Below are 11,411 nucleotides of genomic sequence, written 5' to 3'. Positions count from 1 at the left end.
CAGAATTGCGGCACTCAGAATTGCGCCTCGGGAACACGGAAGATCTTTTGGGAAGGCGTCTTTTCTGACCCATCAAAAGGTACATTAGATGAGCATTACCACCGCAGTACAGCCCACCGTCAGCGTCCGCCCCCGTCATACCCTCCAAGCCCATGAACCCGCTGTGCCAAGTGCCCAAGGCAGCCCAGGCACAGTAACAACTTCACTCCCGCCAAACAGTGTCGGTACGCCTCAGACCACGCCGACCCTGCCCCTGCGGCAACTGTTGGCAGACCAGAACAATCTGGGCGATCTGGCCGCAACGCTTAGAAACATCGCCACCGAAGTGGATGGCAAGCCCGTCACCCCGGACCAGGTGTCTGCCCAGTTGAGCACCGCCACCCTGGCGCCTCGTCCGAATTCATCCTACGCCTCAACGCGATCCACACCGCAGGCCTTGGCCACCGTCATCACTGACCTGGGCTTTGAACTGCCGCGTACGGCCGCTGAAGTCACGGCCCTAGCACACAAGTTGGAGCAAAAAGGCGCAGTGTCTCCCCTGGGGAATATGGGCGGCGGGCTTTCCTGGCCCATTCCGATGTCACAGGCCGATCAGCAGGGCATTCTCGAATTTCTGTTCAAAAACCCCAACGCTCTGCCTGGCTTACCGTTGCCGAAATATGAAAATGGCGTACTCAATTACTTGTTGAGTGGCAGTTCGGTGACGCCTGCCGACCTGCAAGACCCCGCCCTGGCACTGCAAAAACTGCTCGACTCCCCCAAGGCTCAGGCGTTGGGGCAAGCCCTGCAAGCGCACCTCAATGGCGTGTCCTCAAGTACCAGCGTTTACGATTATGTATTGAGCGCCCTTCAGCTAGGGCTGGATCGGGAATCGGCTTGGTTTCCTCAACGCGACCACATTGCAGGCTGGCCGCTGAACGATCCTACGCATGCAAAGCAATCCCCCTCGACAGTTGCCAAGTGCCTCAGCGTTTACCTTGTCGAAACCGGCCGAGCCACAGCAGACACCGCTAAACTGGCCACTCACCTCCTCCTGAGCAGGGTAGCCCCGCAGTACCTGATCAAAGACATTCCCAAGAGTGTGACGATTGGCAGCGTGGCATGGGTGAATCTGTCGATTGCGGCGGCGGCCGTAGAGGCTGAGCGGCCAGGGGCAGTCGCCACCATGACGTTCGCCGACGTCATGGCCCATGCAAGCACCCTTGAGAGCCGGTCACAGGCCACCGAATACGCACAAATCAACGCGCTGGTGGAGTGGGGGGTGATCCACGGCGAAATCAAAAAAAGTGCCAGTGACACCTACACCCCCGAGCAGCTCGATAAAGTCAGAACCGCCTTCAACGAACAACTTAGCGAGCGGCTCACGGCCTCCAAAGCCCTGGACAAGGAGATACCGACGCGAGAGGGCGTCGCACGGGGCAAAATTGCCGAAAAGGGGGCAATCTTCGGCAACTTTCTCGAAGAAAAAGTGCTGGGGACTGATCAGTACCGGGGGACGGCGGATCAACTAGGGCTGGGTGGCCTGCATTCGCTGCTGGATGTGGCCATGATGGATTTGCCGAACCCCAGACCCTTCAAGTCGACTGACCCGAACTTCCCGTTAGAGGCATTGAACGCCAACCCCAGGTTTGGCGTAACGGAAGCGTTCGACCAGCAGTTTAAAAGCGTCATGGACGAGAAAAAGGCCGCCGTGAATACGACGGTCCGGCACATGCTTTCGCAGCTTTCACCAGAGGACCAGCAAATATTCGAGTACGGCAAAATCAGCGTATTGCAAGAAGGCTCATACGAACTGACAGGGGTTTTTCACAATACCTATGACGCGAACAAGCCGTGGCTGTTGTTCAGCATTGAGCTGAATGGCGAGTCCCATGCTTACAAGATGGACATGAACAAAGAAATAATTGAACCGATGTCTCCCTACAGCGTGGAAGCCAAAAACACCCGGGCAGGCAAATATGTTTCAACGATCACCCCGTTCAAGCCTAGTAACGCGGCCGAACTGGCGCGTGAACGGCCGGTGAATGACGCCCCCTTCAATAGTTTCACCAGCGACCGCTCCCGGGCGATTGCCGATGCATTTGTTCAGCACCTTGACCTTGATGACCCGAGTATCAAGGAACAAGCCCGCGGGCAGACCACCCTGGACAAACTACAAGGCGGGCCTAAACCACTGAGCGACTTCCTGCTCAACCTGGTTCCGTTCAGATCGGCCATTGTCAATTTTCAGAAGGGCAACTACGGCGAGGCCGCGTTTGATCTCACCCTGGATATCTTCGGTTTTCTCACCGCTGGCGCCGCCACCGCAGGAAAGCTGATCAAGATCGGCAGTTCTGCGCTTTCGAGCAGTGCCAAAGCACTCAAGGCGGCAAAAGTTATCGGTGCCGCCACGATCGGCGCACTCAACCCTGTGAGCGGTTTGGGCGATTTGGCCACAGGCGGCATCAGGCTTTTAGGCAGCGGCGGCCGGTTTCTATTGGCCAAAGGTACCGACGCCGTCAATGCGCTAAAGGGTTTCAACGCTAGCTACGACGGATTGAAGGCAGCCAGTAAAACCCATGAGGTTGTAGCCGTGGGTACCTTCAAAGTCGGCGAGCAGACCGTTCAAGGCAGTGCCGTGTTCCACGAAGGCAAATGGTGTGGCTATGACCCGATCAGGCAAGAGCGCTTTGGCGCCGTGGGGGCAGATTTCAAGCCGGACGTTGTTGCCGCCAATGGGCAAATAAACAGTAATCTTCTTGACTGGTTGGGCAAGTATGTTGCGCCAAGCCCCAAGGCCTCCGCCGATGCGTTTAGAGACGCCCTGGACACTGCAAAGAAAAGCAATATTGATGCTTACGACCGAGGGGTTAAATTTGGAAATGTCGAGGATATCCCTGGCTACCACCCGACGATGAAGGTGTCGGAAATAAAAAACCTGGCCGTCACCAAGGTTGGCAATCCCGAAGCGGTGGGCACCCTGGCCAGGGAAATTGAAAAACGCATGGTGATGAACAGTCTTGAGAGCTTCAAAATTTTCCAGGCAGAAGTCGTTGCCGCGGGCGGTAAAGCCACGCCCATGCCGCAAAATTTCTACCTTAGCCAAACCGACCTTGCTTCAAATGGCGAATGTGCCGCGTTGGTGAACACGATGGCGCTGGCGATTCAACATAGCCGCAGGGATGAGTTCATCAGTAACTTCATCAAGGCGGCCTCGGATGCTGAAACCCCTCTCATCAAGGCATTTCGTAAAGAACTGAATAGCATGCATCAGGTTCTTCGCGATGCGTTTCACGGCATTCAACGCACTTCCCTGGAACCCTACACCGGCATTATCAACCGCCTGGAGACTGCAACGAATACCACAATGATAAAGATCAGTACCCAAAATCATGGACTGCTCGCGGGTGTCGACTTCAGCAAAAATCCCAAAGAGTTTTTTTTCTTTGATCCAAACTTTGGGTTCGCGACCTTTCCGGACGCCGCTTCAATGCGCCGAGGCTTGGAGGCCACTCTGAACAGTGGAAAGTCCGCCGGTACGCTTGATCCGATGGCCTTGACCGGCGGGGTCCCCCATTACGATATAAGTACCTTCAGCGACGGCGATTTTATAATGACGGTGCCTTACAACAATCCATACGCCCTCTTCAACACCACGCTCTAGCCCTCGTTCGAGTCGCGTGCGTCAATGGCTGTCAGAGATCGTCAGCCATTGACGCGCCGACGCTACGCATTTTCTTGCACGCGACTTTTGCGGCCAATCGCTTCACAATGCCTCATCCAACGGAACTTGCCGAGATTGACACGACTCATTAGAGAATAGTCTTTCAACCGCTAAAGACCTGCCCCTCCATTTCTCGGGAATTTTCATTATGCCTGCCACTCCCTCCACCATCCTTGTAGTCGAAGACGACGCCATCGTGCGCATGCTGATCGTCGATGTACTCGAAGAACTGGAGTTCACGGTGGTTGAAGCTGCAGATGCTGAAGAGGCGCTGAAGATCGTCGAAACTACCGACTTGGTCATCGACCTGATGATGACCGACGTGGGCCTGCCCGATATGGACGGTAAACAGCTGGCAACCAAGGTGCGCGAGTTGCGCCCTTCCCTGCCGATCCTGTTCGCCAGCGGTTATGCTGAAAACATCGATGTGCCGTCCGGCATGCAGGTGATCGCCAAACCCTTCTCCATCGATCAATTGCGCGACAAAGTCAAAGGCATGCTTGCAGCCTGATCGTCTCCCAGCCTTTGCTGCCGCTCCGTTGGAGCGGTGTGTCAGCCCCTCGCACGTAGTGCAACATGGAGTTGTTACGCCCACGGCTGAACGCTCTTCAGTCGAATGGCTGGCGCGGATGAATATAGCTGCTAGTTTCAAACGGCATACCTCATAACCTTTGTGAAACCGCCCCGCCCCCATTACATCCCCATCCGCTTGCCTCGAACCGCAGTGGACGGTGGCGGTCTGCCGCAGTTCACGTTGTTTGCAGGGATTAACGTGACGTTCGGCAAATAAAACTGGAAACTCGGCGCTTTGATCTCCCCGCCCTCTAAAAGAACTCTGGAAGGACGCAACAACATGATTGGAAAACCGACGCGCCTGCTGTTGGCGAGCCTCTCGATATTCATGAGTACCGGCGCCTTGGCCGACTTCACGGCAACCCCTGCCGAAGCCCGGGCCATTGCCAAGGAGGCCTACCTGTATGGCTACCCGGTTGTGGCGATGTACAAGACGCTCTACACCCAGGCCGTCGACAAGGGCGGCGCCAACTTCAAGGCTCCGTTTAACCATATCGGCAATACCGCCCAGGTGTTCACCCCCAAGGACACGGCGTTCGTCACCCCGAACTCGGACACGCCCTACTCCTTCGTGTGGATGGACCTGCGCAAAGAGCCGCTGGTGCTGACCCTGCCCAAAATCGAAGACAACCGTTACTACTCGGTGCAGTTGATCGACCTCTACACGCAGAACATGGCGTACTTGGGCACGCGCAGCACCGGCAACAACGGTGGCCATTACATGATCGCCGGCCCCGACTGGAAAGGTCAGCAGCCGGTCGACATCGACCGCGTGGTCTACAGCGAAAGCAATATCGCCTACGCCCTGTACCGCACGCAGCTGTTTGATGAAAAGGACCTGAACAAGGTCAAGCAGATCCAGGCCGGTTACAAAGTCCAGCCGCTGAGCAGCTATGTAAAACAGCCCGCTCCGGCCCCGGTGCCGAAAATCGTCTGGCCCAAGCCGATGGCCACCATGACTGAAGGCCCGCAGCTGTTTCGCTACTTGAACTTCATGCTGTCCTTCGCCGCGCCGCAAGACAGCGAAAAAGACCTGCTCGCGCGCTTTGCCAAGATCGGCATCGCCCCGGGAGCGCCATTCAAGCTCAAAGCGTTGACCGCCGAACAACGCAAAGCCCTGGAAGACGGGATTGCCGACGCCAGGGCTGAGTTTGCCGCCTTCAAGAAAGACAAGATCGACACTCACCAAGTGTCCAGCGGCGATCTGTTTGGCAGCCGTGACCGCCTCAAAAACAACTACCTTTACCGCTACGCGGGTGCTGACCTGGGCATTTTCGGCAACTCCCCCGATGAAGCCGTCTACCTGAGCTACCGCGTCGACAGTGAAGGCAAACCCGCCAATGGTGCGCGTCACAGCTATACCGTGCACTTTGCCAAGGACCAGTTGCCGCCTGCCGAAGCGTTCTGGTCGCTGACCATGTACGACGCCAAGACCAAACTTCTGGCACCCAACCTCAAAAAACGCTACCAGATCAATTCGCAGATGCTGCCCAATCTCAAGCTGGACGCCGACGGCGGCCTGACGCTGGCATTGCAGCACCATGAGCCGCCGAAAGCCGAACAGAGCAACTGGCTGCCAGCACCGCCCGGTCCGTTTTACGCCGTACTGCGGATCTACCTGCCCAAACCTGAAGTGGGCCAATGGAAACTGCCGCCGTTGACGCCTCTCAAGTAATACCAGGCGCCCGGCCGCAACAGGATTCGGTCGGGCACTGCCTTCGCTGACTTATGCTGGTTTATCGGCCAATAAAACGAGTAAGGTGCGCGCGGTGATTTAATGGAGTCGTACCGCACATGACTTGCTGGGATGTCCTCGGCCTGCCCTCGGATGCCGATGGCCGTACGATCAAGCGCCAATACGCGACGTTGTTGAAGAGAACCCGACCGGATGATGACCCCGAGGGGTTTCAGCGGCTGCGTGAAGCCTACGAAGAAGCGTTGAATTGGCAGCAATGGGCGCAAGAGCAGGACACCGTCACCGTGGCCGAGGTTGTGGCGTCAACGGTCGTGGCGCCAGTCGCCGATACCTTGCAGGCGCACTACCAGCAGGCGATGGCCGCAGGACTTGGGCTGGAATTCGAAGTGGCGCTGCTCAAGCGCTGTATCGCTGACGACGAGGTCAGCGAAGAAGATCGCCGCTGGGCGTTCGAGACGTTCCAGTGGCTCAGCGCCTGGCAACGCCTGGAATTGCCGCAAGACTTGATCGACGCCCTGGCCAACCGCTGCAAGAAAGCACTCCAATATTCATTGGCGCTGGCCATGGCCCAGCGTGACGAAGCGGGGTTTCTCGCGGCCTATGCGGCGCGCTTTGATCAACCGTGGCTCAAGCAGCCGGCACATACCCAGTGGTTTAACCAGATGCTGGCGACGATGCTGACCGAAAGCCATTTCTGGTCGCCTGCGGTGTTTGAAGCGGTGCGCGTCGGCCAGGGCTGGCATGGCAGCGCGCACGGGTGCCCTGAAGACGAATGGCAGCATTTGTTACGGCGCCAGCAAGGCCCGGTGTTCATGGCCCATCAGCGTGCGTTGGCGGCCACGGCGCCGGACACCCCACAACAGCGCGCCGCGCGGTTGTTACTGGCGCCGATGTCCCTGGGCCAGCGCCGCGCCTTTGCCCAGCGCTTGAGTGAGCAAGACTGGGACGCGTGCCGAGCCTTGGCCGCAACCCTGAAAGCTGACCATCCCGAGGTGGCATTCGCCATGCCGGGTGGCACGCCGTATTTTTGGCAAGACTGGGAAACCGCCTTCGACACCCTGCCGCTGCTGTTGGCGATTGTAGTGGGCTGCCTGGCCGGTGCCTTGTTCCAGGCGCCCTGGCAGGCAGGCGTACTGGTGAGCACCGCCGCTGACGCGTTCGCGTGGTCAATCGCCTATATGGCCGGTGGCGCGCTGGCCTGGCAGGTGTGGCGCCCGCTGGCACATCGGCTGCGCGTGCTGGATGAACGCCTGGCGGCAAAACTGCCGCGTTGGTTGAGCCCTACTCGTCTGCCGCTGTTGCCGGTGCGCGACCTGATCCCGGGTGCCGCCATGAGCATCGCCATCAGCCTGCAGTTCGGCCCCGTCGCCGGCCTGACGCTGGTGGCGGTATTGGCGGCCGTCGGTGCGGGCAAACGCCGTGCACGCCTGAGCGTGAAGGAATGGGCGGCGATTTTTCCACGCAAGGCCATGGGTGCCATCGGCCTGGGCGCGATTGCCTTTGCGCTGGTGTTCGGCGCGTTCAAATACCTCGACAGCCGTCATCAGGTCAGTCGCAACCAGGGCTTGCAGCAATGGACCGAGCGCGTGTGCAGCCGCATGCCGCGAAACGCCGAGGCCTGCCAGGCCCCGGCCACACACGCGCAATGGTACGGCCAGGAGGCCACACAATGAACCCGGGACTGTTATTGCCGATTGGCGTAGTTTTTATGTTGATGCTGTTCGGCCTGACTGGCGCCGGCAAGCACATCCAGCTGATCGAGTTATGGGTGGATCAGCTCGACAGCCCGCAAACGGCTACCGCCAGTGCGTTGGCGCCGATTATCGATTGCATGAACCGCGTCGACCGTGACACACGGCTGACCTACCAGCGGGCCGCTCACCCGCCACAGGCCGATGCCGAACCTGAAGTGCAAACGTCGTTGCCGGTGGGCCGCTATGCGCGCTCACGCGAAGAGTTCGGCGACAATAACGAGCCGCAGGCACGGCAGATCCAGAAAGACGTCTGTGCGCCCACCATCACCGCCAAACTTGAGCATCAACAACCTGACAGCCCCTTGATCGGCATGACCGCCGAGTACCTGTCGAGCCTGAAAAAAATCACCTCGACGTTGGGCGCTTCGTCTCGACTGCAGGTGTTCGGCGAGGTAATGCGGCAACGCTACGAGGAAGACCTGAGCAGAAATGGCGCAGCCTACATCGCCCTCTCCAGCCAATTGCGCAACGCACTGGCGCTCGAAGAGCAACGCCTGCGCCCTGCACAGCGGGACTTGCTGGAGGCGCGCCTGGGGCAGGACCTGCACTGGCAGTTGCTCGATTACATGATTACCGCGCGCCGGGCAGTCGAGCTGATTGACAGCGGCGTACGCGACGCCAGCCTCACACCCAAGGCCCTGGCGGCATTGACCGCTGCGGTCCAGCGCGCCAATGAGCGCAGTGCCGCGTTTGTGCAACGCATCCCGGATAAAAATCTCAACGACGAAACCCTGCACCTCTGGTACACCCTCAGAGCTCCCGCGGATGACTACCTCAAAGCCTTGCAAAGCATGCTTCAAGACTGGCTCGAGCACGCGCCGCCGCAACAGCTGAGTGACGACTACTACCTCATCACCCGCCGCTACGACGCCCTGCTCAGCTACTACAACCGGCCAGCAAGGAATGCGTTTTAGCCGTTACTGTTTTTTCAGCATCACGTAGGACTGATGCAGGTCCGAGGCCCAGCCATCGATGACGCCTTTGACGTCATCGGCCTTCATCACCTGCGAGTCGTTGGACAGCGGCTTGCCGGTGCCTTTGCGCACCACTTGGGCAATCACCTTGCCACTGGCACCGTCGAGGAACTGCGCTTCGGTGCCCAAGGTAGTTTCCTGGTCACGAATGCCGGTGCCGGTACTGACTGCCGCCGCGACCAGCGCCACAGGCACATATTCGTAGGGCTTGAGGCTTTCGGTCTTGCTGCTGACCGCCGTAATGGCTGCGCGCACCACGATCACACCCGGGCCGGGCGCGTTGGCAATCGGCAGCGACTTGGCCAGTTCACGCTTGAGCGCCTGGTTGTAGTAACTGTTGATGCCGTTCAGGGTACTGTCGGGGATTTTCGCGGTGGCCTGGGGCTTGGGATAGAACTGGGTCGGTTCGATAAACGCCGCGGTGTAGCGGCTCAGGTCCAAGTCGGGATCGACCCAACGCATCACCTCGGCCCCCGAAGGTGACTTGGTTTCCTTGAGTTGGCTGTAGTCCGACAGAAAGCCGGAATACTCATCCGGCTGGGTGACCTTACTGGCACAGCCTGCCAGTGTGATTGACGCGACGCATAGCGCGCTGACCATTAGCCTTGGTTTCATTATTGACCTCCCTGAGGGGCATCATCGAACCATCGAGCCTTAGGTATAGCTAACGCCGCGTTAATTTGCTCAACCGCGTTCGCGCGGGATCAGGCTCTGTAACTGCATGGCCAGGAAGTTGGCGTCGAAGGCGTAGGTGTCCGGGTCTTTCAGGCCGTTGGTTTTCTTCCACAGCCAGTCGTTTTTATCCGCTGGCAGCACCAGCGACACACTACCGTGCCGCGCGGCGGTCAGGCCCATCACCGACACGGCAATCGCGCCGCCGGCGCCCATGACTTCCGGTACGAACTCCACGGTCTTGCCGGTGATCTGCACCGTCAGTTTCTCGGTCTTGAAGCTCGACGCCTCAACCGGCAGGCTCGGGCCGCTGGCCACATAGGCTTCACGCTGGACTTCCAGCAGGCCTACGGTCTTGACCGGTTCCAGCCACTGCTCGATTTGCCCGAACAGCTCGCCGAGTTTTTGCGCCCAGCGCGCCGATTGCAGGTCGAATTGCTGTTTTTTGTGCGCTTCGCTGTCGGCGTAATGACGAAGCATCTCGCCCAGTTGCTGTACATCGTCCATTGCAAAATTCCTTGGGTGAGCCAGGTTGCGAACTGTGATCATGGCAGATGCGGCGGTTGGCCGTATGATTAACGCCTGCGCAACAGCGCGCGCGTTCAGAGATGAAACTGCACCGGTAATTCTGCAGGCAACTGCGTATGACTAAACGGCGGCCGATGGGTAAGGTGAGGCGACATTCCTTGTCAGGAGCATCGCATGCGCACCATCGGCCTTATCGGCGGCATGAGCTGGGAGTCCAGCGCCGAGTATTACCGCATCATCAACCAGCGCGTGCGCGACCAGTTGGGCCCACTGCGCTCGGCGCAGCTGTTGATGTACAGCGTGGACTTCGGCCCGGTGGAACAGGCCCAACATGCCGGGCGCTGGGATGACGCCGCGCTGATTCTCGAGGATGCCGCACGCCGCTTGCAGGCTGGCGGGGCCGACTGTGTGGTGCTGTGTACCAACACCATGCATTTGGTGGCACCGCGTATCGAGGCGGCGGTGTCGATTCCGTTCTTGCATATTGCCGATGCGGCGGGTGCTGCTGCCGTAAAAGCCGGCACGCTGACGGTTGGTTTGCTGGGCACGGCATTTACCATGGAGCAGGACTTTCTCAAGTCGCGCCTGGCCGCGCAGGGCTTGAACGTGCTGGTGCCCGACGCAGACGAGCGCCAGGCCGTGCACCGGATTATCTATGAGGAGTTGTGTGTCGGTGTGATCAGCGATGCGTCACGCGAGGCTTATCAGCGGGTGATCGCGTCACTGGCTGCGCGTGGCGCCGAGGCCATCATTTTGGGCTGCACGGAAATTGGTCTGCTGATCAAGCCGGAGCACAGCGACTTGCCGTTGCTGGACACCACCGAGCTGCATGCGCAGGCTGCGGTGGCGTTTGCGCTGGGGGCTTAAGCCGACTGGCGCAGGCGGGCCATGCTCAGGGTGTCGACGAATACGCCGTCACGCAGGGCGTAATCGCGCATCCGGCCTTCGACTTCGAAGCCGAACTTGCGGTAGAGGTTGTGCGCGGCTTCATTGTCGGCGTACACCGTGAGTTCGACGCGGCGCAGGTTCATCCAGTTGTCGGCCACGTCCAGCGCGGCGGTCAACAGTTTGGAACCCACGCCTTTGCCTTGCCAGGCGGTGGCCACGCCCATACCGAACGAGCCGACATGGCTGCGGCGTACACGCAGGGTTTGTTCCAGGCCAAGCTGGCCGATTACTTCACCGGCGTGCACGGCCACCAGCTGTAGGCGCCGCTCGTTATCCAGCTCCAGCTTGTTGCGCCAGGCCTGCACGGACTGGAAAGGCATTTGCAGCACCTGACGGCATACGGCCGGTTCGTTATAGAGCGCAGCGACGCCTTCAAGATGGGCCTCGGTGAAGCGCTGGATGACGATATGGGGTTCAGGTGTGTGCATTGTGTTTCATCCTTTGAAAAACACGTGGCGGGTCAGTTTAGAGGGGGTGTTGGCGTGGTGGCTAGGGGCTTTGTGCTGGCGGGGGCATATCCGTTATTTGGGTGATGGCTGAGATGGGTTCCGCCCTTACGGCGG

Annotated in this window: 9 protein-coding genes; 6 read left to right on the top strand and 3 right to left on the bottom strand. The window is 59.2% G+C overall.

Annotation, left to right across the window (positions count from 1 at the left end; all coding sequences use genetic code 11):
* Positions 1 to 88: 88 nt before the first annotated feature.
* The 5 genes from HX783_RS24395 (at position 89) to HX783_RS24375 (ending at position 8,640) form a co-directional block, all read left to right on the top strand.
* Positions 89 to 3,643: a hypothetical protein gene (locus tag HX783_RS24395; RefSeq protein WP_177018549.1), complete on the top strand. Its 3,555-nt coding sequence runs from the start codon at positions 89 to 91 to the stop codon at positions 3,641 to 3,643.
* A 208-nt stretch (positions 3,644 to 3,851) separates the two neighbouring features.
* Positions 3,852 to 4,214, top strand: a complete 363-nt coding sequence (locus HX783_RS24390; protein WP_177018548.1) for a response regulator — start codon at positions 3,852 to 3,854, stop codon at positions 4,212 to 4,214.
* Between the two features lie 342 nt (positions 4,215 to 4,556).
* Positions 4,557 to 5,951, top strand: a complete 1,395-nt coding sequence (locus tag HX783_RS24385; protein ID WP_177018547.1) for a DUF1254 domain-containing protein — start codon at positions 4,557 to 4,559, stop codon at positions 5,949 to 5,951.
* 119 nt (positions 5,952 to 6,070) lie between these two features.
* Positions 6,071 to 7,645 carry a J domain-containing protein gene (locus tag HX783_RS24380; protein WP_177018546.1) on the top strand — a complete coding sequence of 525 codons (1,575 nt, stop codon included), beginning with the start codon at positions 6,071 to 6,073 and terminating at the stop codon, positions 7,643 to 7,645.
* The gene (locus HX783_RS24375; RefSeq protein ID WP_177018545.1) at positions 7,642 to 8,640 is read left to right on the top strand and encodes a DUF3829 domain-containing protein; all 999 of its coding nucleotides are present in this window, start codon (positions 7,642 to 7,644) and stop codon (positions 8,638 to 8,640) included. Before HX783_RS24380 ends, HX783_RS24375 begins: the two co-directional genes overlap by 4 nt.
* A 3-nt stretch (positions 8,641 to 8,643) precedes the next feature.
* Here HX783_RS24375 and HX783_RS24370 read toward each other — a convergent pair whose 3' ends face one another.
* Together HX783_RS24370 and HX783_RS24365 are read right to left on the bottom strand one after the other, a co-directional pair.
* On the bottom strand, positions 8,644 to 9,315 hold the full coding sequence (locus tag HX783_RS24370) for a DUF3313 domain-containing protein (protein ID WP_177018544.1): 672 nt from the start codon (positions 9,313 to 9,315) through the stop codon (positions 8,644 to 8,646).
* A 69-nt stretch (positions 9,316 to 9,384) separates the two neighbouring features.
* Complete coding sequence (locus HX783_RS24365) at positions 9,385 to 9,879, bottom strand: hypothetical protein (RefSeq protein ID WP_177018543.1); 495 nt, start codon at positions 9,877 to 9,879, stop codon at positions 9,385 to 9,387.
* A 195-nt stretch (positions 9,880 to 10,074) separates the two neighbouring features.
* Here HX783_RS24365 and HX783_RS24360 point away from each other — a divergent pair, with 195 nt between their 5' ends.
* On the top strand, positions 10,075 to 10,767 hold the full coding sequence (locus tag HX783_RS24360; RefSeq protein WP_177018542.1) for an aspartate/glutamate racemase family protein: 693 nt from the start codon (positions 10,075 to 10,077) through the stop codon (positions 10,765 to 10,767).
* Here HX783_RS24360 and HX783_RS24355 read toward each other — a convergent pair.
* The gene (locus tag HX783_RS24355; RefSeq protein WP_177018541.1) at positions 10,764 to 11,276 is read right to left on the bottom strand and encodes a GNAT family N-acetyltransferase; all 513 of its coding nucleotides are present in this window, start codon (positions 11,274 to 11,276) and stop codon (positions 10,764 to 10,766) included. The two genes, HX783_RS24360 and HX783_RS24355, sit on opposite strands and share 4 nt — an antisense overlap.
* Positions 11,277 to 11,411: the final 135 nt, after the last annotated feature.

The sequence above is a fragment of the Pseudomonas sp. D2002 genome, assembly GCF_013385735.1.
In the GTDB taxonomy this organism is placed as follows: domain Bacteria; phylum Pseudomonadota; class Gammaproteobacteria; order Pseudomonadales; family Pseudomonadaceae; genus Aquipseudomonas.
This window is presented reverse-complemented; position numbering and strand designations above follow the sequence as displayed.